Genomic DNA, 25,400 nt, shown 5'->3' with positions numbered 1-25,400 from the left:
AGGCTGACGCAGATGGCGCGGCGGCACTGAACAGGGTGGAAGACATGACCAAGCAACTGATCCTTTCCCTGATGCTGGCGACTGCCGGCATCGCCGCACCGGCCAGCGCGATGGCGGCCCCCACGCATGACAGCGCGGCCACCAGCACCGCGCCGGTAACCGTCCACTACCGCAGCGCGACGATCGACGGCGTGAAGCTGGCCTATCGCGAAGCCGGCCCGGCCGACGGCCCGGTCGTGCTGTTGCTGCACGGCTTTCCCACCAGTTCGCACATGTTCCGCAACCTGATCCCGCTTCTGGCCGATCGCTACCATGTGATCGCGCCCGATTATCCCGGCTTCGGCCAAAGCGATGCGCCCGATCACAAGCAGTTCGTTTACAGCTTCGGCCATTATGCCGACATGGTAGATACGCTGATGGGACAGATCGGTGCGCAGCGCTATGCCATGTACGTCATGGATTACGGCGCCCCTGTCGGCTACCGACTGGCGATCAAGCATCCGGAACGGGTGAGCGGGCTCATCGTCCAGAACGGCAATGCCTATGACGAAGGGCTCGGCGCCTTCTGGGACCCGATCAAGGCTTACTGGAAAAGCGGATCGGCGAAGGACCGCGAGGCGCAGGCCTGGCTGGTGACGCAGAAAGCCACCATATTCCAATACACCGACGGCGTCAGCGATCTGTCGCGCATCAGCCCGGACAACTGGGTTCAGGACCAGGCCCTGCTCGATCGGCCGGGGAACGAGGATATCCAACTGGACCTGTTCTACGATTATCGCACCAATGTGCCGCTCTACCCGCAGTTCCAGCAGTTCTTCCGCGAGCGCAAGCCGCCGACGCTGATCGTCTGGGGCAAGAACGACAAGATCTTCCCCGAGCCGGGCGCCCACCCCTACTTGCGCGATCTGCCCGAAGCCGAACTCCATATCCTGGACACCGGGCATTTCGCTCTCGAGGACAAGCTGGACGAGATGGCGCCGCTCATTCGAGACTTCCTCGATCGCAAAGTCGCGCCGCGTTGACCGACTGATCGGGAGGCCGCGCCACGGCCTCCCCTATCGGACCCAATATCGGACCCAATATCGGAGATGCATCATGTCTTATGGATTTCTGGATATCGCCATGACGCCCAGCGTCCGCGCGGCTCAGGCGGAGATGGGCGCGGACCGGCAATGGGCCCATTTCGAGGGCGATCGCGAGTTCGATCGCTTCACCCCGAACGAAGCCGCCTTCATTTCGGCGCGCGACAGTTTCTACATCGGTTCGGTTTCGGAAGACGGTTGGCCCTACGTCCAGCACCGCGGCGGCCCGGCGGGGTTCCTCAAGGTGGTGGATGACCGCACGCTGGCCTTCGCGGACTATCGCGGCAATCGCCAGTACATCAGCACGGGCAATTTCGCCGCCAACGACCGGGCCTGCCTGATCCTGATGGACTATCCCCGGCGCATGCGGCTCAAGATCTATGCCCATGTCGAGAAGCTTTCGATGGACGCGGATCCGGCACTGACCGAACGCGTTCTGGACGCCGGCTACAAAGCGCGACCCGAACGGATCTTCCGTTTGCGGCTGAAGGCGTTCGACTGGAATTGCCCGCAGCACATCACCCCGCGCTTCACCGAACGGGAGATCGAACAGGCGGTTCGCCCGCTGCATGAGCGTGTGGCGGAACTGGAAGCGGAAAATGCTGCCTTGCGCGGTCAACTCCGCGAGTGAAACGGAGGAGCGCGGTTTCATCCGAGGGCGCTTGCACACGGTCCTGCGGTCGATCATGAGGGCGCATGCACTGCCAACAAGCGCCCTCTTCATGAGCCGTCGGCACAATGATCGCAGCCGCATGACGCTTCATGCCGTGGCCGCGCGCGCCGGCGTTTCCGCGATGACGGTATCCAACGTGATCAATCGCACCGGGCGCGCCAGCGCGGACACCCGCCAGCGGGTTCTCTCCGCCATCGAGGAACTGGGCTATGTGCCCAACCAGTCGGCCCGCCGGCTGATGGGCGCCGGGGTCGCCTGCGTGGGACTGATCTGCGCCGATGTCGACAGTGTGTTCGTGGAAATGACGCTGGCCGCCGTGGCGGTCGTCGCGGCGGAGTGCGGGGTTCAATTGCAGATCCGATCGGCCGAGAAGCTGTCGGCAGAGGCCACGATCGACCTCGCCCGCGATCTCGTGGCCAAGGGTGCGCAGGCCCTGCTTCTGCTTCCCCCTTACGCAGAGGTTCTGGGAAGCGACCCCGATGCGGCCTCGCTCGGCGTGCCGATCGCGGCCATCGCCACCGCCCATGCCCTGCCCCATATCGCCACCATCCGGATCGACAACCGCTCTGCCGCCAAGGCCGTGACCAAGCGCGTCATAGCCCATGGCCGGCGCCGGATTGGGGTTCTGACCGGGCCGCTGGGCCATTCCGACAGTGTCGCCCGCGTGGAGGGCTATCGCGATGCCTTGCGCGAAAGCGGCCTGCCTATCGATCCGGCGCTGTGCATCGAATGCGATTTCACCTTCCAGTCCGGCCTGGCCGCGGCCGAGCACCTGCTGGACCTCGAGAACAGACCCGATGCAATCATCGCCGGCAACGACGACATGGCCGCGGCGGTGTTATGGATCGCCCATCGCAGCGGCCTTGCCTTGCCCGGCGATCTTTCGGTGACGGGCTTCGACGATACCGTGCTGGCCACGCGCGTCTGGCCGCCGCTGACCACCGTGCGCCAACCGGTTCGCGCGATGGCGGCAGCCGCGATGGAATTTCTGGCAGGCGCGGTGCGGCACCCGCAGCAGGCAGCGGAGCCGCTCGACACGGTGCTTGCCTTCGAAGTGGTAGAGCGTGGATCGATATAAATTTCGGCCTTGTGGTTTAACGATAAATCACCCAGTCGTGCGCCAACGAAATTGGGAGCGAATGAGTGGAGCAAGCTGCAAGGCTGGACGCGGCGGGCGCGCCGATGGCGCGAAACGCCACGAATCAGGGCGCGACCAACGACAGAACGGCAAGCGGGAAACAGCATTTCGAAGTTCTGGACGGCCTGCGCGGAACGGCCGCCATGCTGGTGGTGCTGTTCCACATCCAGGGCATCACCGTATCCTGGGAAGGGGCGCGGATCATCCTGCACCACGCGATCCTGGCGGTGGACTTCTTCTTCATGCTGTCCGGCTTCGTGATCGGCTATGCCTATGACGACCGTTGGGACCGGATGACCGCGAAACAGTTCATGACGCTGCGGCTGATCCGGCTGCATCCGCTGGTCATTCTGGGCACGGTACTGGGCTTCATCAGCTATCTGATCGACCCCTTTGCCGGCACCGCGCAGAACGTCCCTCTTCGCGAGTTGCTGGTTGCGCTGTCGCTGGGGCTGCTGCTGCTGCCCTCACCGATGCTGCCCAATCGCTGGGGAGACACGCATCCGTTCAACGGGCCGTGCTGGAGCCTCTTGCAGGAATACATCGGCAATCTGGCCTATGCCTTCGCGCTGCGCCACATGCGCGCACGCACACTGGGGATAGTGGCAGTGCTGAGCGGCGCCCTGCTGGTGGTCTGCACGGCCATGCTGGACAGCATCGATCAGGGGTCTGCCTGGCCGTCACTCTGGATGGCGCCGGTCCGCCTGTGCTTTCCCTTCGTGACCGGACTGTGGCTCTACCGCGTCCGCGATAGCCTGCCCTCGATCCGGCTGGGATGGGTGCCGCTGTCCGTGCTGCTGATCGGCATTGCCGCATTCCCGACGCTGAAGCCCATCGGCGGCATCCCGCTGAACGGCCTTTACGAAGCGTTTTGCGTGGTGCTGCTGTTCCCGTTGATCGTTCACGCCGGCAGCCATTCCAGCGCCAGCCCCGGAATGATGGGCCTTTGCAAAGCCAGCGGGCGCATCTCCTACCCGATCTACATCACCCACTTCCCGTTTCTCTACATCTGGATGAACTACGTCGCCAACGAGAAGCCCTCTCCCGCGCGGATGGCGGCCATCGGCGTCGCGCTGGTGCCGTTCCTCATTCTGGTCGCCTGGGCAGCGTACAAGTTCTGGGATGAACCCATCCGCAGCCGCCTGCGCGCCACTTTTCTGAAGCGCACCTAACCCGCAGCCTCCTTCGCATCCTTTCCCCCACAAAACCGATCAGGGATATCCGATGACATCGAAACGCACATTCCGCCGCAAGGCGCTCACCGGCGCCGCGCTGGCGGCAACGCTGGCCGCGTCCGGCACGGCCATGGCGCAGAGCAAGGCCGCATCCGGCGCGCCGCTCAGCGATGACGTGGTCCGCGCCCGCGCCGATGCGCTGATTGCCCAGATGACGCCGGAGGAAAAGGCCGGCCAGATCACCCAGTACTTCAACTTCTCCGACTCTCCCGAAGAATCGAAGCGCGTGATCGACGAGATGGCGGCAAGCCGTGCGGGTTCGCTGCTGTTCGTGCACGATCCCGCCGAACTCGACCGGCTGCAGCACATCGCCGTCGAGAAGACCCGGCTCAAGATTCCGCTGCTGTTCGGCTACGACGTCATTCACGGCCTGCGCACGATCATGCCGGTACCGATCGCCGTTGCCGCCAGCTGGGACCCGGGCGTTGCGCAGCAGGCACAGACCGTCGCCGCGCGCGAAGCGCGCGCCGTCGGCATCCACTGGGCCTTCGCTCCCAACCTGGACATCGCGCGCGATCCGCGCTGGGGCCGCCTGATCGAAGGCGCGGGTGAGGATCCCTACCTCGGCAGCGCGATGGCAGCAGCGCAAGTGCGCGGTTTCCAGGGCGCCTACATCGGGAGCCCCGGCCACATCATTTCCGGTCCCAAGCACTTCGCCGGATACGGCGCCTCTATCGGCGGCCGCGATTACGACGAGGTGAACCTTTCGGACAGCGAACTCTGGAACGTCTACCTGAAGCCCTTCAAGGCCGCCGTCGACGCCGGTGCCGGCAACATCATGAGCGCCTACATGGGCGTGAACGGCGTGCCGGCGACGGGCAATCGCTGGCTGCTCACCGATGTCCTGCGCAAGGCCTGGGGCTTCAAGGGCTTCGTCGTCACCGACGCCGGCGCCGCGCATGACCTGCTGACCCACGGCTTCGCCGCCAGCAACGAGGATGCAGGCGTGCGTGCGCTAACTGCCGGCGTGGACATGGAAATGGCGCCGCCGTTCGGCATTTCTGCGTTCAAGACCCTTCCGCAGTCGCTGGCGGCGGGGAAGATCTCCACCGCGCAACTCGACGATGCGGTGCGCCATGTCCTCGAAGCGAAGATCCGCATGGGCCTTTTCGAAAAGCCCTATGTCGACCTGAAGGAAGCCAAGCGCGTACTGGCCGATCCCAAGCACCGCGAGGTTGCCCGCATGGCGGCCGAACGCACTGCCGTTCTGCTGCGCAACGAAGGCGGCACGCTGCCGCTCAGCCGCGGCGCGCTCAAGTCGATCGCGGTGATCGGCCCGCTGGCCGATTCTGCGCGCGATACGGTCGGGCCCTGGGTGTTCGATCAGGACGACAAGGAAACCGTCACCGTGCTTGCCGGCATCAAGGCCGAAGCCGGCAGCGGCGTGAAGGTTTCCTATTCGCCCGGCGTAACGATGCCGGCGCGCGTCAACAAATCGATCTTCCAGTCCGACGCGCAATTCGCGGCAGGCAAGGCCCAGAACGTCGATGATACGCCTGAAATCCAGCGCGCGGTGGCGCTTGCCAAGGACGCCGACGTGGCCGTGCTGGTGCTGGGCGAAGGCCAGATCATGGTGGGCGAGAATGCCTCGCGCTCCTCGCTCGATCTGCCGGGACGCCAGCAGGAACTGCTCGATGCGGTGATCGCCACGGGCAAGCCGGTTGTCGTCCTGCTGATGAGCGCGCGTCCGTTGGACCTCAAGGGCAGCAAGCCCGCCGCACTGATGGACATCTGGTATCCCGGCACGCAGGGCGGAACGGCGGTGGCCAACCTGCTGTTCGGCAAAGTCTCGCCAGGCGGCAAGCTGCCCTACAACTGGCCGCGCAACATCGGCCAGCTTCCCCTGCCTTACGCGCACCTGACCACGCATCAGCCCAAGACGGTGGAGGAGCGTTACTGGAACGAATCCAATACGCCGCTCTATCCCTTCGGCTACGGCCTCAGCTATTCCACCTTCGCGTTCTCCAACCTCAAGGTAGAGAAGGCCCGCGTGGCGCGGGGCGAAGCGGTGCCGGTCTCGGTCGATGTCCGCAACACCGGCACTCGCCGGGCGGACGAAGTGGCGCAGCTATACATCCACCAGCGTTACGGCACGGCCGCCCGCCCGGTACGGGAATTGAAGGGCTTCGAACGCGTGACGCTGGAGCCGGGCGAGACCCGGACCGTACGCTTCACGCTGCGCCCGGAAGACCTGACCTACTGGGCGGCATCGACGCGCAGCTTCGTGCAGGATGCCAGCACGTTCGATATCTATGCCGGCGACAGCTCCACCGCGTCGCTTGCCAGCTCGTTCGAGGTGACCGACTGACGCTTGCGCTGCCGTTTTCCGGATGATGCACCAGGCATCATCCGGATATACGCCCGGCGGCGCCTGCTCAGGCGTTTGCCGGGACCGCGCTCAGGACGCTTTCGATGTAATCGCGGATGGCCGCATCCTGCGCATTGGCGAAGAAGTAGTCCCTGAAGCGATCACCCGCGATCGCCGCCTTCAGCAGGTCCTGATCCACGGACTTGAGCACTGTGACCATGTCCTTGCAGGTCACATCCTTAAGGCCCTTCAGAATACCGCGGTTCTTGGCCATGATCTGCGCGCGCTCCTTCGGATAGCCGAGCCCGCGCTCACCGTCGAACAGCTTGGCATAGACGTCCTGCAGGTTCAGTTCCGCGGCCCAGCCGAAACCCTTCGCATAGGGCATTGAAATCGCGTTGCCATCGTTGATCTGCGCGAACAGGAAGGCATCCGTGGGATCGATCACGAGCCCGCAGAATACGCCCGGCATGGCATTGCAGGCCAGCATCGAACCCATGCCCGTGCCGCAGCCCGTAACCACGAAATCGGCCGCGCCGGAATTCAGCAGAATGCCGGTCAGCAGCCCGTTCATGACATACGTGAGCGAGGCCTTATCCTCGGGCGTGTACATGCCATAATGGAAGACCTGATGGCCCAGCGGCTCTGCCACGGCGGTCAGCGCTGAATGGATGGTCTCGCTCTTCGCGGCCTGGCTGTTCTCGATCACAAGTGCAATTTTCATCTGGCATTCCTCTCAAGCCCTGATCGCCAGCCTTTTGACACCGGTTACCACGATCCACAATAGGGACGCCGTCGCAATGGCGGCAAAAATCCATGAGTGGATCCGCAGGACGGCCGAAATGGCGCGAAACGTCCACGAAATGCGCGGCGGATGCGGAATCCGAATAGCGCCAAAGGGGTCGAGAACTACCGCATGCGCCAGCCCCGCCGGCAACACTAAAACACGTGATTTGCAATTTAAAAAGCATCTCGGCCATCTGCGCGCAATTGCACCGAAGCTTTGCGGCGCGGTGCTTTTTGATTGTTTATCGCAGGATTGCATTTGTGCCATAGGCCGCGCCGCAATGGTTTGCGAATCGCCATATCTGCACCTTTTGCGAAAGGTCCTGATCGCCTCTTGCCTGATGGTGTGCATGGGGCTGGTCGGGCTCGGCTGGTCGGCACCTGCCTCTGCAGAGGTTCTGCGGATCGGAAGCTCGCTCTGCCATTCGGTCAGCCGGACCGTGGCCGAGGACAGCGGCAAAGATCCCGCGTTCGCCTGCAGCGGCGAGCCGGTGGGCTACCAGAAGGGCACGCTCTGGCTTCACGCGCAGTTGGCGCCGGGAACGGACGGGCACGACGATCTCTCCCTGATCGTCCACAGTTCGCGGTTCGATCGCCTGCTCGTCACATTCTCCTACGCCGATGGCGCGATGGAACGGCAGGAGGTGCGCAGCGGCGATTTCGGCACGCACTGGCGGGCTGGCGGGCAACTCGCGTTCCGGGCACCGCACCGCGACGCGGCGCTGACCGGCGTGACCATGCGGTTCGACCGCGTGGCAAGCGCACGCCTGCTACGGATGAGGCTGGTCGGGCGGGGCGAGGAAAGCACGCAGACCACGGGACTGGCCACCTCCATCGGTGCGGCGCTCGTGCTGCTGCTGGCGGGCGCAATCTACAATGCCTCGCTGGCGCTTGCCGTGCGCCGACAATTCTCGGCCTGGCAGGCGGCATGGGCCGCGTGCATGTTCGCATGGGGCGCATGCTGGTCGCAGCTCCATCTGTTCTTCTTTCCCGCCATGGCGGGCGCCGTTTCCGCGCAGATCTGCACCGGCCTTTCCTGCCTTGCCATCTCGCTCGCCACGCTGAGCGCCGTCACCGCGCTTGAGGAAGGCTACGTCAGCCGCTGGTTGAGGCGCGCCACGCTCTGGCTGACGGCCTGCGTCTTCGCGCTCGGCATTCCGCTTTCGCTGATGCGCTACGGGCCGATCGACGTGCTCGGCAGCGCGCTGAACATCCTGGTTCTCGCCAATCTGGTGGCCGTGGCATTGTGCATGGGGCAGGCCTGGCGGCGCGGAAGCAGCGACGCGCGCAGCTTCGCGGGCGCGTGGGCGGTGCCGATGATCGTCCTGGCATCTACCAGTTTCTTCGATGCCGATTCCATGTTCTGGGGCGGTGGGTCGCAGGTCCTCGTGCTGTTCGCGGCAGCGTGGCAGACGCTGTGGCTTTCCGTTGCGTCTTCGCGCTCGCATGGCCGCCTGCGGGTGGAACGCGACATGGCGCGCCAGGCCGAGGCGCAGGCACATGAACTGGCACGCCGCGATGCCCTGACGGGGCTGCCCAATCGGCGCGGTTTCATCGAACGGGTCGGCGCTGTCCTTAATGCGCAGAGCAACGGTCAGGTCGTGGCCCTGCTGCTGATCGACGTGGACTGGTTCAAGTCGATCAACGACGCTTTCGGCCACGAAGCGGGCGATGTGGTGCTCGCGGCGATTGCCCGCTGCATTGCGCCTTACGAAAGCCCGTCCTGCACCGTGGCCCGGCTTGGCGGCGAAGAATTTGCAATGATGGTCGCCGGGCTGGAGGGCTTCGAACTGATGCGCTTTGCCGATTCCCTGCGTCAGCAGGTAAGCGGCTATGCGCACGGCGATGTCATAGACAACCGCCAGGTCACGATCAGCATTGGGATCGCGAAAACCGGAACGCGCGCCGATTTCCGCGCGCTCTATCGTCTGGCCGACGAAGCGCTTTACGAAGCCAAGCGCGGCGGACGCAATCAGATTGCGATCCGCCTGCTGGACGCACCCGAACCTTGCGCCGACGATCTCGACCAGGATGCGCTGGGCGACTGATCGGCGGGGCGCTAGGCAGGGGGTCACACCCCGGCCATGCTTCGAAACCGCTTGCCTGCGCACCTCGCGCGCAAGCAAGCGGCACCATCAGAAATGCCAGCGCAAGTTGCCCAGAACCCGGCGCGGCTGACCGTACCAGCCCGAGTTGAAGAACCCGACGTTGCGGTAATAGGTCTTGTCCAGCACATTGGTGGCGTTCACGCCCACGCTGACATTGGGCGAAAGGTCGTACCGCACCAGCAGGTCGAGCAGGAAATAGCTGCTCTGCGAGACATTGCCGGTCGCGGTGACCGGCTGCCCGTTCGCCTGGAAGGCACCGGTGGGGATCGGCATCGCGCGATAGATGCGGCTCTGCCAGGTTCCGCCGCCGCCCAAAGTCAGCGCGCCGATCTTGTAGGTGGTGTTCAGCTTGGCCAGATGCTCCGGCGTGTCGGGCGAGAAGCGGCTGCCGTCCGCATTTTCGCTGTGCACGTAAGTATAGCCGCCGGCCACCCGCCAATCGCGCGTGATCGAACCGGCGATCTCCAGTTCCGCGCCCCAGGTCTTGACCCCGCTGACCGCGCGGTACGGCGTGCTGCCGTCCGGCAGCGGCGCCGCGCCGGTCAGCAGTTCGGCGACATTGTCCTGCTTCATGTGAAAACCGCTGAGCGCGGCATAGAGCTTCTTGTCGAAGAACTCGCCCTTGAAACCGAATTCGTAATTGGTGCCAGTCAGCGGCGCGAGTTGGTCGTTATTGACGTCGCGCTGGCTCTGCACGGTGAAGACCTGCGCATAGCTGGCGAAGGCGGATATCTGCGATGTCAGATCCCAAACCACGCCGGCGTAGGGCGAGAACTTGTTGCCTCCGCTGTTCGCCGTGCGCGTGAGCGCGCCGGGATTGGTCGTGGTGTTGTAGGTCCGCGTCGTCGTGTCGGCATCGGTATAGCGACCGCCGAGGATGACCTTCAGCCCGTCGAAGGGGTTCAGGCGCACGGCACCGTAAATGCTGGTCTGCCGCGTGCGATCGGTGCTCGACGGGAAACCGCGATCGGTGGTTGCGGGGCGCGGGACGGCGCCGTCCCAGCTGAAGATGCTGGGGAATGCCGTGTAGGTCGTGGTGCCGACCTTGAAGGTCGACAGACCGTAAGCGGGCGTCAGCGTGGTCGCCACGGTTTCCAGTTCGCGGTCGTAGTGGTTGACGCCGAAGACCAGTTCATGGTCGCGGCCCAGCAGGCGCAGCGGGCCGGTGGCATAGCCGTCGAACGAATCCTCACGTGTATGCGAGATGCCGTACGTGTTCACGACATTGAGGCCGAGGCCCGTCTCGCGATCGGGGAAGAACGTGCTGTTGGAACCGGCCAGCAGCAGGCTTTCCGTATCGGTCCAGCGGTGGTTGTAGGCGGCGCGGGCGACCCAGCGGCCGATCTCCTGCTCAAGAACCCCGAAGGCATTGGTATTCTCGCGCTCCCAGCGGTTCCAGCGCGCGGCGGCGCTGTAGGAACGCGGCAGGTCGGTTCGCGTGCCATCGCTGAAGAACAGCGGGACGCCGCTCCACGAACCGCCCTCGCTGTCCGTCTTGAGATAATCGACGCCGGCGCGCAGGCGGGTCGTTTCGGTGATGTCCGCCTCGACGACGCCGTACAGGCTGGGAGAGGTGTCGTGCTGGAAATCGAGGTAGCTGTCCCGGGTGGTATAGGCCGCGACGGCGCGGGCGCGGATCCTGCCGCCGGCAATCACCGGGCCGCCGACATCGGCCTCTGCACGGACATAGTCCCAGGAACCATAGTTGAGGCTGACGTTCGCCTTCAGGTCATTGGTCGGCCGCTTGCGCACGAGGTTGATCGTGGCCGAAGGATCGCCCGTCCCGGTGACGAGACCCGCGGCGCCGCGCACGACTTCGATACGCTCGAAGATCGAGGTATCGGGCATGACGCTGTTGCCGCTGGCACCGACGTTGAAGTTCGATGGCACGCCGTCGAGCTGGAAATTCGTGATGGTGAAGCCCCGCGCCTGGAAGCGGGTGCGATTGCTGTCGTAGGATTGGACAGAGACGCCCGGCGTCTGTTCCAGCACGTCCTGCACGGTGATGAGGTTGAAATCCTCGATCCGCTGGCGGGTGATGACGGTGACCGATTGCGGCGTTTCGCGCAGCGTCAACGGCAGCTTGGTGGCCGTATTGGTGTCGCCGGTCTGGTATCCGTCGCTCTGCCCGGTGACGAGGATTTCGTCGATGCGGCTTTCTGCCGTCTCCGCTTTTCCGGCTCGGTCGCCGGTCTGTGCATAAGCGCTGGACGCGGCAAGCGCGATCAGGGCGCTGCCGGGCGCGATGACGCGCCTCATCGTTGTGAACATCGGTCCTCCTGTTGGGAATTTGTGCTGTCGCCGCCCCGCCATGTCGCACCGGCGGGGATCAGCTGCGCCTTATTTATCTTGCGAGGCATTCGCAATAATGCGATGCCGGTTTGGCCCGATCGGCACTTCTTTGGCCCGATCGGGCAGCAAGTCCCCCATCCAGGCCCATTTCACGATTGCCATGAACCGCGCGAAATCCAGAGCCGACCACCTGCCTGCCGTGGCGATCAAAAGCGCCAGCCTTAAGCGTGACAGCGCCATCGTCGCGTTCCGGGGCCGCCAGAGCGACGGCTATTACGACCCACCGCACACGCACGATCGCGGCCAGTTTTCCTATCGTATCGAAGGATTTTCGATCGTGCAGGCGCCCGGGCGGCGCATTTTCCTGCCGCCCGGACGCGGGGTGTGGATTCCCGCCGGCGTCGTTCACGAAGTGACTTGCCGCGGACCGGCAGCCTACAATGCCTTCTACGTCGACCGCATGGCCGCGCCGCAACTGCCGGACGTGCGCGTGATCGCCGTTTCGCCCTTGCTTCATGCCTTGGTGGAATGCCTGCTGGACGAAGATCCCCTGGCCCATGCCGAGCGTCATGCGCGTATGACCGGCCTCATTCTCGATGAAATAGAGCGATCGGCGGATATCGGCGCCACTGCCCCTGTCATGCCGCAGTCCGCCCGGCTGCGAACGCTGTGCGACCGCCTCTACATGGATCCGGCCAGCCCGCTGGACCTCGACGCCTGGGCGGCCGACGCGGGGATGAGCCGAAGAAGCTTCACGCGCTCCTTTCGCGAAGAAACCGGACTATCGCCGGGCAAATGGCACCAGCAATTGCGGATGCATCATGTCGATGGTCTGCTGACGCAGGGATTGTCGCTGCAACAAGCCGCGTTCCAGCTGGGTTACAGCGGTGTTTCCAGCCTTGGCCGCGCCTATAATCGCACGTTCGGGGCACACAGCCTGTCGTCCGATGCGCCCTTTCGGACCGGCAGTTAGAGCGTTTTCTAATCAGGTGGAATCACCTGATGACTCGGAAAACGCGTCCAACCAATGATCTAGAGCAGCCGAGCCGACGCAGTCGGATCGGGAATTGCTCTAGCGGGCATTCGCGGCACGCCTGGCGAAACCGGGATCAACTTAGAGCAGTTTTCGACCCGACTGCGCCGGATCGACTGCTCTAAGTTTTTGGTTTGACGCATTTTCCGAGTCATCAGGTGATTCCACCTGATTAGAAAATGCTCTAATCGGCAGCGTCGCGAATGATCGGGCATGTCATGCAATGGCCGCCGCCACGACCCCGGCCCAGTTCGGCGCCGGAAATCGTGATGACCTCTATCCCGGCCTTACGCAGCAGGGTGTTGGTGTAGACGTTCCGATCATAAGCAATCACCACACCCGGCGCGAGGCAGACGAGGTTCGCACCGGAATCCCACTGCGTGCGTTCACGCATGTAATGGGTGCCGCCGGTCTCAACCACGCGCATGTTATCGACTTTCAGCGCGCGGGCGACGGAGGCAACCCATCCACCTTCCTCCTGCCGCACATCGAAGCCGCCGTTCGCCCCGGGCCGGATCATGTAAGGCGTGATGGTGTTGACGATGTCGGGATAGATCAGCACGCAGTCCCGATCCGCGAACGTGAAGATCGTGTCCAGATGCATGGCGGCGCGCAGCCGGGGCATCCCCGCTACCAGTATCTGGTCCACGACATCCTGCTGAAACAGCGAACGGGCCAGCAAGGCGATGCCCTGCCGCGACGTGCGTTCGGACATGCCGATCAGCAGCGTGCGATTGCCCGCCGGCATGACATCGCCCCCCTCGATCGTGGCAAGGCCGTGATCCTCTTCCGGGTTGCCGTGCCAGATCGTGGTCTTGCCGGCGAAATCGGGGTGAAACTTGTAGATCGCCGTCGTCAGCAGCGTCTCGTCCTTGCGCGCGGGCCAATAGAGCGGGTTGACCGTGCAACCGCCGTAGATCCAGCAGGTCGTGTCGCGCGTGTAGAGCGTGTTGGGCAAAGGGGTGATGAGATATTGCCCGATTCCGTGTGTCTCGCGAATGAGTTCCATCAGCGCGCCGGAGTGGCTTTCCGGAAACTCCTCCACCGACAGGCCGCCGATCAGGATTTCCGCCAGTTCACGGTTCGGTAAGCCCTCCAGATAGCTGCGCACATCGGTCAGCAGGCCCAGGCCGACCTCGTTTTCGGTCACCCGGTGATCCAGAATCCACTTTCGCGCCTCAGGGATGCCGGCCGTCACGGTAAGCAGGTCGTGCATCTCGACGACGTCGACGCCTCGGTCGCGCATCTTCTGCTGGAAATCGAGATGATCGCGCTTGGCCGCGTCCACCCAGAGCACATCGTCGAACAGCAGGTCGTCGCAGTTCGAAGGTGTCAGGCGCTGATGCGCCCGGCCCGGCGCGCAGACCATCACCTTGCGCAATTTGCCGACTTCGGAATAGACGCCATATGGAATGTCTGTGGACATGCGGCACTCCTTCTGAATAGCCCGATTTTTCAAATCACACGACGATGCGGCCACTGAGCAGCCCGGCCAGCCCCAGCAGGCCGGCGACCAGAACGACCAGGAAAATCACCAGTTCGGCGGCATTGAACAGCCGCTCGCCCTGTTCGCGCCGGGCCCAGACATAGAGTATTGCGGTCCCCGGGATCAGAAGGATCGCCACGAGCATGACGTGCTCCAATCCCGCCGCAACGAACATGACGAGGGAGTAGAGCACGGCTACCCAGGCAATCACCTGATCGCGTCTGGCCTCACCGGCCGCGGCTTCATAGCCTTCCCCGCGGCGGGCGATGAGCACGCCGTAACCGGCGACCAGCAGATAGGGCAGCAGGGCGCTGACGCTGGTCAGGTCCAGCATCAGATTGAAGGCGTCCTGCGACCAATATGTCGAAATGACGAAGAGCGAGACGAGAATGTTGGACAGCCAAAGCGCATTCGCCGGCACCCGATTGCGATTTTCTCCCGAAAAGAGCCGAGGCATGTCGTGCGACCTGGCGGCCGCGAACAGGACTTCGGCACAGATCAGCGACCAGGCGAGATAGGCCCCCAGCACCGAGACCAGCACCCCGATCGAGATGAACACGCTGCCCCACGGCCCGACGACAGCGGCGAGCGCGCTGGCGAGCGAAGGCTGGCGCAGCCCGGCGACATCTGCCTGCGGCATCACCGCATAGGGCAGCAGCGTCACCGCGACCATCAAACCGGTCACGCCCACGAAGCCCAGGATGGTTGCCGTGCCCACGTCGGCGCGTGTCTTTGCGAAGCGCGAATAGACGCTGGCGCCCTCTATCCCGAGAAAGACGAACACGGTGATCAGCATGGTGTCGCGCACTTGCGCCACCAATGTCTTCTCCGGCATCCCCTCCCCGCCCCAGAAGTTGGCCGCGAAAGTATCCCAGTGGAATGCCAGCAGCATAAGCAGCAAGGCCGTAACGATGGGAACGATCTTGGCGATGGTGACGACGAAATTGATGAAGGTGGCTTGCTCGATCCCGCGCAGGATCATGAAGTGGAAAGCCCATATGCCGATCAGCGAGACGACGATCGCGACCGCCGAGCTGCCGTCGCCGAAGATCGGGAAGAACTTGCCGAGCGTCGCGCCGATCAGCACCCAGTAGAACACATTGCCGAGAATGGAGCCCAGCCAGTAGCCGAAGGCGGACAGGAAACCCATGTAGTCCCCGAAGCCGGCCTTGGCATAGGCGAACACGCCCGCGTCGATATCCGGCTTGCGCGCCGCCAGCGCCTGGAAGACGCGCGCCAGCGCGTACATGCCGGAGCCGGCGATCAACCACGCGATGATCGCCCCGAACGGCCCCGTGGCCGAACCGAAACGCGCCGGCAGATTGAAGATGCCCGCCCCGATCATCGAGCCGACGACCATCGACGTCAGCGAAAACAGCGAGATCTTGTTGTCCTGGCTCGTCATCTAGGTCTCCCGGCATGGTAACTTCGGTGGCAGGCGACTTGCGTATTCACTTGATAATCTGGGGGCCGATCCTCTGGACTCCGCGTTTCCCCTCATAAATCCGCGCGCAGCGTGATTGCTGGAAGCACCTTGAATGCGGAGCGGTCCGCGCTTTTCAGATTGGAATCGACTTCCAGCCAGAGCACCCCGACCCCCAGCGCGCGAAGCGGGTTGAAACGGCCCGGCGGCGGCGCGAGCAAATTCGCGATATCCACCCCCGCAAAGCCTTCGAAGCGCCAATCCCTGCGCTTGCCCGGCACGGCGCCGTCGTCCTGCCGGTACCACCGGCGATCGATCGAGATTTCGCCGATCAGCCCGATGCCATCATCCAGCATGGGGTAGTAGGCGTCGATGAAAAGCTCGGTCGCAAGGTAATCATCTGCATTATCGCTGGAATTCAGCCACCGCGGGGCCAGTTCGACGCCGACCTGCCCGGCGCCGACTTGCGCGCCGTACCGTATCCCTGCCGTCAGGGTCTGGTCGGTGGCCAGCCCGCTGCCGAAGAAATTGTCCATCACATGGGCCAGTTCGTAACGCGCAAAGCCGGCAAAACCGGATGCGCTCTGATGCGTTCGCAGCTCAAGCGAAGCGGCAACGGCGGATTCCGCGATGTCTCCGTGCTCCAGAAGCATGGAAGGCCCGGCATCGAATTCCATTTCCAGCCGGTCGGACAAGGGCTGGGCGGTGACGAACGTCAGCGCCGTGCTTGTGGATGTGCTTGTGCGCGAATTCGAACCCAGCGGATTGTGCGAGGCGATCTCGGGAGCGAATTCCAACTCGATCGCCGACGCGCCAACGGCCGTTCCGTCATAACCGGGAATATGCAGCCGATCGATCTCGTCCTGCGGCCCGCGCAGATCGGATTGGAACGTTTGGGATTCATCGCGTGCAGGGGCCGGTGGCTCCGCCAGAACGGGAGGTGAAACAACCATTGACAGTAATCCGATCGCTCGGATTGCCCGATATTTCACTAAACCCTCCGCTTGAACCCGGAAGCTGAACAGGTCTGCCGCAGCCTCGCCCAACACTTGCGGAACTTATTTTTCCTTTATTATTAGATATTTATCAGAGCCATGAGAAGGCCATCACCCGCCACCCTCATCACTGTGATGGTCGCCGGAATTGCCTGCCCGGGAATGGTGCGCCCGTTTTACGGCGCGGCATATCGGGAAAAACCCGTGCGCCAAGGTGGTTACACTTGCGGGCTTTAGCTGTTCAAACGATTGCCGAAACGCCATAGATGCGGCCATTCGGCATGCGAAGCAAAGTCGCCACGGGAATGGAACGATGATGGATGCTCTCCCCACGCGGCTCCGCTGCCGCCCCATGCTGGGATTGGCGGCGCTGAGCCTGCTGCTGGCATCGCCCCCGGCACACGCGGACGAGGTGGTGGAAACCTTGATCTCCGGGCTGGCCGCGCCGGATGCCGATGGCAGGATTTCCGTGGAACTGCGGTTTCTGAATCCCGGCGCGTCCCCCGCCACGGTTATTTTGCCGGAGCAAGTGGCGGCAAGGCTGGCAGGCCCCGAGACCTCGGAAACCGTACCGCTCGATCGTTCGGCGGAGATCCCGAGGTCGATCATCCTCGCCCCGCAAGGCTTCGCCCGGGTGCGTTACCGTCTGCCGCCCGGTTTCGCGCCAAAGGACATGACCCTGTCCATCCCGCAATGGCGCACCGCCGAGATCGCGCTGCACGGCCCTGCGGATGTCAGACTGGCCGAGGCGCCCGCCCAGCCCGGCCAGTCCGTTCGACCCGTCGCGGCCGTCGCGGTCGCCGCGTCCGCGCAACCGGTGCCTGCGGAACCGAACCAGGGCCCGCCGGCGGATCGCAGCGTGGGCAATGCCTTTGTCGGCAACCTTGCCCCCTACGAGCCCATCTATGCAGTCTACGGCCCCGGCACCAATACCGAGGCGCGGATACAGATCAGCTTCGAGTACCGTCTGTTCGGATCGCGCAGCGCCCACGACCTGCCCTCATCCTGGCGTAACGGGCTGCATCTGGCCTATACGCAACGCATGTTCTGGGATTTGCGGGCTGCATCCAAGCCGTTCCGCAATATCGATTATCAGCCGGAACTCATCTACGTCACCCCCGCCAAGGCCTGGGACAACGGCATGACGGTGGCGCTGCAGGGCGGATTGCGCCACGAATCGAACGGCCGCGACGGCGACGATTCCCGCAGCGTGAATTCGTTCTACGTCGCGCCGATGGCCGCCATTCCCTTGCGCGGCGACTGGCGCGTGCTGGTGGCGCCAAGACTGTCCTTCTACATCGGCGACAAGTCGGACAATCCCGACATCGTCCGCTATCGGGGCCACGCCGGGCTTTTCCTGCAAGTGGGCGATCCGAACGGCATTCGCGCCTCCACCAACACCCGCTTCAATTTCTCTTCCGGCAAGGGCGCCATCAATACAGAGGTGTCTTATCCCCTGCCCCGACTGCTGGGGGGCGGCCCCGACCTCTATCTGATCGTCCAGGGCTTCGCCGGCTATGGCGAGAATCTGCTCGACTACAATCGTTCCATCACGCGGCTGCGGGTCGGATTCGCGCTGATCCGCTGACCAGCGAGGCGAGAGGGGAAATTCCGGGCGCCTTTCCGTTCCGGCAGACATCACGCCTTGGTCCGGCTTCTGGCACGCGCCGGTGAACCACACATGCCAAGACCCCGCCGCCAGATCCCGCCACGGCCGGGCGAGCGGGCGGCGCTGAAAATCCCGTGAAATATCGCGCATATCAGACGATTGGATCGGCTGGGCCTTCCAGAGGCAGCAAGTCCTGCGACAGACGTCGCAAGTGCGATGCATTTGCAACACCATGCGAAAATCTTGACCCACCCCTTGCGGCTATCGCGAATCAGTCGCATTAGCGCCTCCGAATTAAGCCACTCTTCGGAAACAAGGGGGAAATAATGTCCATCTCACGTCTGCGCGGCTCACTGGCCAGCGCCTCGCCCGCCTATCTCGCGCTCAGCTGTTTTGGCCTTGCCGCTTCCCCCGCCCTCGCTCAGGAGCAGGACGCAGCAAGCACCGCCAAGCCTGCCCGTCTTGGCGGCGTGACCGTCACCGACACGGCGGTCGAGGATGACGGCATCAAGGTCGACCATGTCGCCTCGCCCAAGTTCACGCAGCCGCTGCAGGATACGCCGCAGACGATCCAGGTGATCAGCAAGGAGCTGTTCAACCAGCAGGGCGCGACCACCCTGACCGAAGCCCTGCGCAACAGCCCCGGCGTCGGCACCTTCTACGCCGGTGAGAACGGCAATACCTCGACCGGCGACGCCATCTACATGCGCGGCGTGGATAGCTCGGGCAGCATCTTCGTCGACGGCATTCGCGACATCGGCACGATCTCGCGCGATACCTTCAACACCGAACAGGTCGAAGTCGAAAAGGGCCCCGCTGGCACCGACAACGGCCGCACTTCGGCGGGCGGTTCGATCAACATGGTCTCCAAGCGCGCCAATATGGACACGGCGGTTTCCGGAACCGCCACGGTCGGCACCGATGGCCAGAAGCGCGGCACGGCGGACTTCAACCAGGCGATCGGCGGCATTCCCAACGCAGCCGTCCGCTTCAACGTGATGTGGCAGGACAGCGACGTTGCCGGCCGCGACCATGTCAACAACAGCCGCGTCGGCGTGGCGTCCTCGTTCGGTTTCGGCCTGGGCACTTCGACCCGCGCCTACCTCAACCTGATGTATGTCGACCAGAACAACATTCCGGACGGCTTCGTGCCGACCATCGGCATCAAGTACTGGGAACCGCAGGCGGGCATCGAGCAGCTTTCGGGCCATCCGGTGGATTCCACCAACTTCTACGGCACGCGTCAGGATCATGACAATGTGACCGCGAAGATGGCCACCTTCATCCTTGAGCACGACTTCTCGGACTCGGTGAAGCTTACCAATAGCGCGCGCTGGGGCCGCACCGATCAGGATTACCAGCTCACCTCGTTCATGACGACGGCGGCGAACATCAAGTGGACCGACATCAACGATCTGTCGACCTACACGATGGCCCGCAGCAACGTGAACCTGAAGGATATCTCCAACAAGATCCTGACGGACCAGCTGAACCTGCGCGCCGATTTCGCGACCGGATCGATCGAGCACAACCTCAGCGTCGGTGTCGAATTCACCAGCGAACAGCAGTACCAGCGCACGATGGCCGGCACCGGCACCCTGCCGCGCGCCAGCCTCTACGATCCCAACTGGAACGATGCGAACAGCTATGTCGCCTCGTACACGGGCGGCCATTCCAAGGGTAAGACCAATACCCAGTCGTTCTATGCGTTCGACACGGCGAAGTTCTTCGATGACATGCTCCTGGTTACCGGCGGTGTCCGCGTCGATCACTATAAGCTGACCTATTTCGTCAACGCGCCCTGCGCCACCGCGGCCGCTTGCGGCACGTCGCCGACCGGGACGATCCTCACCACGACCGACCTGAAGGACAAGGGCACCCTGTTCAACTGGAAGCTGGGCGCCGTGTTCAAGCCGGTGCAGGCGGTCAGCCTCTACGTCAACTACGCGCTTTCGCAGCAGCCTCCGGGCGGCGCGAACTTCACGCTCAGCTCCGCGCTCAACAACGCGGCCAATCCGAACATGGACCCGCAGAAGGCCGATACCTTCGAAGCCGGCGTGAAGTGGAGCGCATTCGACGGTGCCCTCGCGCTGAACGGCGCCGTGTTCCGCACCAAGATCAGCAACGAGATCAACAGCAGCGATCTCGACGATAACGGCAACCCGACGCAGACCGGCAAGAAGCGTGTCCAGGGCGTCGAACTCTCGGCGGTGGGCAACCTCACCCCCGAATGGCAGCTCTCGGCAGGCTACACCTATCAGGACGCCAAGGTCATCAATGGCCCGAACGTGGCGCAGGACGGCACCAACTTCATCACCTACACGCCGAAGAACGCGGCCACGCTGTGGACCACCTACAGCTTCCCGTTCGGTATCCAGGCCGGCGGCGGCGTCCGCTATGTCAGCGGCCTGCACCGCGGCACCGACGGTGCTGTCGGCACCCCGGTGAAGACCGACGGCTACACCGTGGTGGACGCGATCCTGTCCTACGCGCTGACGCAGAACATCAAGCTGCGTGCCAATGCCTACAACCTGTTCGACAAGCATTACGTGCAGGCGATCAACAAGAGCGGCTACCGCTATACCCCGGGCACGCCGCAGACCTTCCTGTTCAGCGCCGACTTCCAGTTCTAAACAAAGTCGGCCACATCCGGACGGCGGGAGTTTCGACTCCCGCCGTCAGTTTTTTACCAGCGGACTTTCGCCATGCTTTTGCACATACCCCAGGTTCTTACCCCGGACGAAGTGGCCGAATTCCGGCGCAGGCTGGATGGGGGAGACTGGACGGACGGGCGGGAAACCGTCGGTGCACAAGGCGCCAAGGTCAAACGAAACGAACAGTTGCGGGACGATTCGCCGCTCAAGGCCGAATTGGGCGATGCCTTGCTGCGGGCGCTGAAGCGCAGTCCGCTGTTCTTTGCAGCCGCCCTGCCGCGGCGGATATTGCCGCCGCGCTTCAACCGGTATGCAGGCGGCGGCGAGTACGGATTTCACGTCGATGGCGCCGTGATGAGCCTGGGCGGCGACGATCAACTTCGCTCCGACATTTCGTGCACCGTGTTCCTCAACGATCCGGATGACTATGACGGCGGTCAGCTCGTCATCAGCGATACCTACGGCGAACATGCCGTGGCCAAGCCCGCGGGCGATGCCGTGATCTATCCGTCCAGCAGCCTGCACCGGGTCGAGCCGGTGACCCGGGGAGAGCGGATCGCTTCCTTCTTCTGGATACAGAGCCTGGTCCGCGACGATGCGGAGCGGCGGATGCTGTTCGAACTCGATACCTCGATCCAGAAGCTGACGCACGACAACGCCGATCAGGACGCCGTGCTCCAGCTCACCTGCGTCTACCACAACCTCCTGCGTCGCTGGTCGGAGATCTAGGCCGTCACGCAGTGCCCTGCGCGAAAGCGGGGGCGGGGGCGGGGGCGGGGGCGGGGGCATGGGTCGGGCGATGCTGGCCAACCGCCTCGCCGATCAGCAGCAGGGTGGGATCGTCGTCGCTCACCGCGGCGACCAGAAACGCCAGCGCCGACAGGGGGCCGCGAATGAGCCGCTCCCCGGGCAACGACACTTCTACCGCCACCATCACCGGGGTTTCGGGATCGCAGCCCGCCGCGATCAGCGAACGGGCGATTTCGCCAGCCGCCGCGCGGCCCATGTAAACGCCCAGAGTTCCGCCTGCCCTGACCAGCGCCTCCCAGTCCAAGTCCAGCGCTTCGCCAGCGCGGGCATGTGCCGTCAGCAAGGTGATCGAACGGGTAACACCGCGCAGCGTCAGCGAGGCATTGGCGCTGGCGGCGGCCGCGCTGGCCGTGGTGACGCCGGGGCAGACCCGCACCGGCACGCCCGCCTGCACCAGATGGTCCATCTCTTCGGCGGAACGACCGAACACGGAAGGGTCGCCGCCCTTCAGGCGCACCACCCGCTTGCCCGACAGCGCGGCTTGCAGCAACAGATCGTTGATCGATCCCTGGGCCTTGCTGTGCCGGCCGGACCGTTTGCCCACACTGACGGTTTCTACGCCGGCCGGGATCAGTTCCAGCACGCCGGGGCCCACCAGCGCATCGTAGAACACCACATCCGCCGCTTCCATCAGCCTTTCGGCTTTGCGCGTGAGCAAGTCGGGATCACCCGGCCCGGCGCCCACCAGCCAGACCTCGCCCGGCGCGATCGGCGCCTGACGAAGCGGTCGGGGCGCGGTCAAGCGGCCACCTGCAGGGTCTGCGGATGGGCGATCAGGATCCGATCGCCGTCCTGCTTCACCGCGATCGTCGGCGTGCAGCCTTTGTCCTCGCCCTGCGCCTCTCCGTTCGCAAGCGCGATGTTCCAGTTGTGCAGCGGGCAGGACACCGAATGGCCATGGACGATGCCCTGGCTGAGCGGGCCTTTCTTGTGCGGGCATTCGTTGACGAGTGCGAAGACCTTGTCGTCGCCGGTGCGGAACACGGCGATCTCCTTCTCTCCCTCCAGCCGGACGGTGCGCGCGCCGCGCAAGGGAATGTCGGACAGGGTGCCGATATCGATCCAGTCGTTCATGTCATTCACTCCGCTGCGATCATTTCCTGGGGTGCCAGAGGTTCAAGGTGCTGGTGCAGTTCGGCCTGCTGCCCGGCCGCGCGTTCGGCCCAGGGATCTTCCTGGCTGAAGCTCTGGGAATAGAGGAACCGGGCGCGCAGCGCCTCGCGCCCGACTTCATCCGCGACGATCCGCTGCTTCACGTATTCGACGCCGACACGTTCGATCCACGGCGCGGTGCGTTCCAGATAGCGCGCTTCCTCGCGGTAGAGCTGAACGAATGCGGCGCAGTAATCGAGCGCCTCCTGCTCGGTGGCGACCTTGCAGAGGAAATCGGTGGCGCGCACGTGAATGCCGCCATTGCCGCCGACATGGAGTTCGTAGCCGGAATCCACGCAGACCACGCCGAAGTCCTTGATCGTCGCTTCCGCGCAATTGCGCGGGCAGCCGGAAACCGCGATCTTGAACTTGTGGGGCATCCACGATCCCCAGGTCATCCGCTCGGTCTTCACGCCAAGGCCGGTGGAATCCTGCGTACCGAAGCGGCACCATTCGGAGCCGACGCAGGTCTTCACCGTGCGCAGCGATTTGCCGTAGGCATGGCCGGAGACCATCCCTGCGGCATTGAGATCGGCCCAGACGGCCGGCAGGTCTTCCTTCTTGATGCCGAAAATGTCGAGCCGCTGCCCGCCCGTCACTTTCACCATCGGCGCATCGTACTTTTCGACGACATCGGCGATGGCGCGCAGTTCGCGCGGGTTGGTGAGGCCGCCCCACATGCGCGGCACCACCGAATAGGTCCCGTCCTTCTGGATATTGGCGTGCATCCGCTCGTTGACGAAGCGGCTCTGCTGGTCATCCTCGTACTCGCCCGGCAGCGCGCAGAGCAGATAGTAGTTCAGCGCCGGGCGGCATGAGGAGCAGCCATCGGGCGTCGACCAGTGCAGCTTGTGCATGACTTCGGGGATCGACTTCATCGCCTGCGCCACGATCTCCCGCCGCACATCGTCGTGGGTAAAACTGGTGCACTTGCACATCGTCTTGGGGCCGGACTTGACCTCATCGCCCAGGGTCAGCGCCAGCAGGTTCTCGACCAGCCCGGTGCAGGAGCCGCAGCTTGCCGAGGCCTTGCATGTGGCCCGCACCGCATCGAGGCTGCACGCGCCCGATGCAATCGAAGCGACGACCTGCCCCTTCGATACGCCGTTGCAGCCGCACACTTCCGCATCGTCCGCCATTGCCGCGACAGCCGCCAAGGGATCCGCACTGCCGCCCGAAGCAAAGGCTTGCCCCAGGATCAGGCTATCGCGGATTTCCGATACGTCCTCGCCCTTGCGCAGCAAGTCGAAGTACCAGTTTCCATCGGCCGTATCGCCGTAAAGCACGGCGCCGACGATCTTGCCGTCCTTGACGACGACCCGCTTGTAGACCCCGCGCGACGCATCGCGCAGGACGATATCCTCACAGCCCTCTCCGCCCGAGAAGTCGCCCGCAGAGAACACGTCGAGCCCGGCGACCTTGAGCTTGGTGGACGTGACGGAGCCGCGATAGCCGCTGTGCCGATCGGTCAGGCCATCGGCAAGGCTCCGGCACATGTCCCATAGCGGCGCGACGAGGCCGTAGACATTGCCCTGATGCTCGACGCATTCGCCTACCGCGAGCACGGCGGGATCGCTCGTCACCATGTGATCGTCGACCTTGATGCCCCGGCCCACGTCAAGCCCGGCATCGCGCGCCAGCGCAGTGGATGGGCGGATGCCCACGGCCATGACCACGAGGCTGGCCGGAATCTCGCGCCCATCCTTCAGGCGCACGCCCTCGACTTTGCCCTCGCCATAGATTTCGGCGGTGTCCGCGCCGGTCAGGATCGTCTGACCGCGCGCTTCGAGCGCGGTCTTGAGCAGCCAGCCCGCCGCCTCGTCCAGCTGACGCTCCATTAGCGTGGGCATCAGGTGGATCACGGTGACTTTCATGCCGCGCAGCGTCAGGCCATGCGCCGCTTCCAGCCCCAGCAGGCCGCCGCCGATCACCACGGCATCGCCGCAAGCATCGGCCGCCGCCAGCATGGTATCCACGTCCTTCATGTCGCGGAAGGAGATGACGCCGGGCAGATCCTTGCCGGGCACCGGAATGATGAAGGGATCGGAACCGGTGGCGATCAGCAGCCGGTCGTAACGGACCTTGCGGCCCGTCTGCGACGTCACGGTCTTGCCCGCGCGGTCGATGGCGACGACCGGATCCGAAGTGACCAGGGTGATGCCGTTATCGTCGTACCACGCGCGCGGATTGATGACGATCTGGTCGAACGTCTTCTCTCCCGCCAGCACCGGCGAAAGCATGATGCGGTTGTAGTTCACATGCGGTTCGGCGCCGAAAATGGTGACGCGATAACGCCCGGCGTCACGCGCCAGCAGTTCCTCCACCGCGCGGCAGCCCGCCATGCCGTTGCCGACGACCACAAGATGCTCGCGCACGTCGTCCGACGGCACGACAAGGGCGTCGTCGTAATCCACCGCCGTGGCTTGCTGGGGTTCGATCCCGTCCTGAAATTCCATTCGCGAGACTCCGCAAAAAGCAAAAGGAGAAACGAGAAAAGGCCGCCATCCGGACCCTCGGTTCGAAACCGAAAGTCTGGATGGCGGCCTTGCCATCGTTCGGGCCTCCGCAACCCGCCAATGGGTCGCTTCGGTGATGTAGGAAGGACAACGTCGTCCT

At 64.0% G+C, this 25,400-nt stretch carries 19 protein-coding genes; 10 read left to right on the top strand and 9 right to left on the bottom strand.

Going from position 1 to position 25,400, the window contains the following annotated elements:
- Nucleotides 1-44: 44 nt before the first annotated feature.
- The 5 genes from ACZ1JC_RS08370 to bglX all read left to right on the top strand — a co-directional run bounded on the left by ACZ1JC_RS08370 (nt 45) and on the right by bglX (nt 6,436).
- Complete coding sequence (locus ACZ1JC_RS08370; RefSeq protein WP_465140002.1) at nt 45-1,022, top strand: alpha/beta fold hydrolase; 978 nt, start codon at nt 45-47, stop codon at nt 1,020-1,022.
- 73 nt (nt 1,023-1,095) lie between these two features.
- Nucleotides 1,096-1,713: a pyridoxamine 5'-phosphate oxidase family protein gene (locus ACZ1JC_RS08365; RefSeq protein WP_465140003.1), complete on the top strand. Its 618-nt coding sequence runs from the start codon at nt 1,096-1,098 to the stop codon at nt 1,711-1,713.
- Between the two features lie 91 nt (nt 1,714-1,804).
- Nucleotides 1,805-2,833 carry a LacI family DNA-binding transcriptional regulator gene (locus ACZ1JC_RS08360; protein ID WP_465140004.1) on the top strand — a complete coding sequence of 343 codons (1,029 nt, stop codon included), beginning with the start codon at nt 1,805-1,807 and terminating at the stop codon, nt 2,831-2,833.
- Between the two features lie 65 nt (nt 2,834-2,898).
- On the top strand, nt 2,899-4,065 hold the full coding sequence (locus tag ACZ1JC_RS08355; RefSeq protein WP_465140005.1) for an acyltransferase family protein: 1,167 nt from the start codon (nt 2,899-2,901) through the stop codon (nt 4,063-4,065).
- A gap of 52 nt (nt 4,066-4,117) precedes the next feature.
- Nucleotides 4,118-6,436, top strand: a complete 2,319-nt coding sequence (gene bglX / locus ACZ1JC_RS08350; RefSeq protein WP_465140006.1) for a beta-glucosidase BglX — start codon at nt 4,118-4,120, stop codon at nt 6,434-6,436.
- 67 nt (nt 6,437-6,503) lie between these two features.
- On the opposite strand, the gene ACZ1JC_RS08345 is transcribed toward bglX, so the two are convergent.
- On the bottom strand, nt 6,504-7,160 hold the full coding sequence (locus tag ACZ1JC_RS08345) for an RpiB/LacA/LacB family sugar-phosphate isomerase (RefSeq protein WP_465140007.1): 657 nt from the start codon (nt 7,158-7,160) through the stop codon (nt 6,504-6,506).
- 12 nt (nt 7,161-7,172) lie between these two features.
- Complete coding sequence (locus tag ACZ1JC_RS08340; RefSeq protein ID WP_465140008.1) at nt 7,173-7,490, bottom strand: hypothetical protein; 318 nt, start codon at nt 7,488-7,490, stop codon at nt 7,173-7,175.
- An 82-nt stretch (nt 7,491-7,572) separates the two neighbouring features.
- Between ACZ1JC_RS08340 and ACZ1JC_RS08335 the strand changes: the two genes are divergently transcribed.
- Nucleotides 7,573-9,270, top strand: a complete 1,698-nt coding sequence (locus ACZ1JC_RS08335; RefSeq protein ID WP_465140009.1) for a GGDEF domain-containing protein — start codon at nt 7,573-7,575, stop codon at nt 9,268-9,270.
- An 87-nt stretch (nt 9,271-9,357) separates the two neighbouring features.
- On the opposite strand, the gene ACZ1JC_RS08330 is transcribed toward ACZ1JC_RS08335, so the two are convergent.
- Nucleotides 9,358-11,601, bottom strand: a complete 2,244-nt coding sequence (locus ACZ1JC_RS08330) for a TonB-dependent siderophore receptor (RefSeq protein WP_465140010.1) — start codon at nt 11,599-11,601, stop codon at nt 9,358-9,360.
- A gap of 181 nt (nt 11,602-11,782) precedes the next feature.
- Between ACZ1JC_RS08330 and ACZ1JC_RS08325 the strand changes: the two genes are divergently transcribed.
- Nucleotides 11,783-12,595, top strand: a complete 813-nt coding sequence (locus tag ACZ1JC_RS08325) for an AraC family transcriptional regulator (protein WP_465140011.1) — start codon at nt 11,783-11,785, stop codon at nt 12,593-12,595.
- Nucleotides 12,596-12,839: 244 nt separating this feature from the next.
- Here ACZ1JC_RS08325 and ACZ1JC_RS08320 read toward each other — a convergent pair whose 3' ends face one another.
- The 3 genes from ACZ1JC_RS08320 to ACZ1JC_RS08310 all read right to left on the bottom strand — a co-directional run bounded on the left by ACZ1JC_RS08320 (nt 12,840) and on the right by ACZ1JC_RS08310 (nt 16,613).
- Nucleotides 12,840-14,081: an arginine deiminase gene (locus tag ACZ1JC_RS08320; protein ID WP_465140012.1), complete on the bottom strand. Its 1,242-nt coding sequence runs from the start codon at nt 14,079-14,081 to the stop codon at nt 12,840-12,842.
- Nucleotides 14,082-14,115: 34 nt separating this feature from the next.
- Complete coding sequence (locus ACZ1JC_RS08315) at nt 14,116-15,546, bottom strand: basic amino acid/polyamine antiporter (protein ID WP_465140013.1); 1,431 nt, start codon at nt 15,544-15,546, stop codon at nt 14,116-14,118.
- A 92-nt stretch (nt 15,547-15,638) separates the two neighbouring features.
- Nucleotides 15,639-16,613 carry a hypothetical protein gene (locus ACZ1JC_RS08310; RefSeq protein ID WP_465140014.1) on the bottom strand — a complete coding sequence of 325 codons (975 nt, stop codon included), beginning with the start codon at nt 16,611-16,613 and terminating at the stop codon, nt 15,639-15,641.
- A gap of 259 nt (nt 16,614-16,872) precedes the next feature.
- Here ACZ1JC_RS08310 and ACZ1JC_RS08305 point away from each other — a divergent pair, with 259 nt between their 5' ends.
- The 3 genes from ACZ1JC_RS08305 to ACZ1JC_RS08295 all read left to right on the top strand — a co-directional run bounded on the left by ACZ1JC_RS08305 (nt 16,873) and on the right by ACZ1JC_RS08295 (nt 21,551).
- A complete protein-coding gene (locus tag ACZ1JC_RS08305) occupies nt 16,873-18,147 on the top strand; it encodes a phospholipase A (protein WP_465140015.1) in 1,275 nt (424 codons plus the stop codon).
- Between the two features lie 347 nt (nt 18,148-18,494).
- Complete coding sequence (locus ACZ1JC_RS08300) at nt 18,495-20,801, top strand: catecholate siderophore receptor Fiu (protein ID WP_465140016.1); 2,307 nt, start codon at nt 18,495-18,497, stop codon at nt 20,799-20,801.
- A gap of 72 nt (nt 20,802-20,873) precedes the next feature.
- Entirely contained in the window at nt 20,874-21,551 is a 678-nt protein-coding gene (locus ACZ1JC_RS08295) for a Fe2+-dependent dioxygenase (protein WP_465140017.1), read from the top strand.
- Between the two features lie 4 nt (nt 21,552-21,555).
- Here ACZ1JC_RS08295 and cobA read toward each other — a convergent pair whose 3' ends face one another.
- From cobA to nirB, 3 genes are read right to left on the bottom strand one after another with little or no spacing between them, the layout of a single operon-like run.
- On the bottom strand, nt 21,556-22,374 hold the full coding sequence (gene cobA / locus ACZ1JC_RS08290; RefSeq protein ID WP_465140018.1) for a uroporphyrinogen-III C-methyltransferase: 819 nt from the start codon (nt 22,372-22,374) through the stop codon (nt 21,556-21,558).
- Entirely contained in the window at nt 22,371-22,706 is a 336-nt protein-coding gene (nirD, locus tag ACZ1JC_RS08285) for a nitrite reductase small subunit NirD (RefSeq protein WP_465140019.1), read from the bottom strand. Before nirD ends, cobA begins: the two co-directional genes overlap by 4 nt.
- Before the next feature lie 5 nt (nt 22,707-22,711).
- On the bottom strand, nt 22,712-25,240 hold the full coding sequence (gene nirB, locus ACZ1JC_RS08280; RefSeq protein WP_465140020.1) for a nitrite reductase large subunit NirB: 2,529 nt from the start codon (nt 25,238-25,240) through the stop codon (nt 22,712-22,714).
- Nucleotides 25,241-25,400 lie beyond the last annotated feature (160 nt).

It is taken from the genome of Sphingomonas sp. BL-S-28 (assembly GCF_055521515.1).
This window is presented reverse-complemented; position numbering and strand designations above follow the sequence as displayed.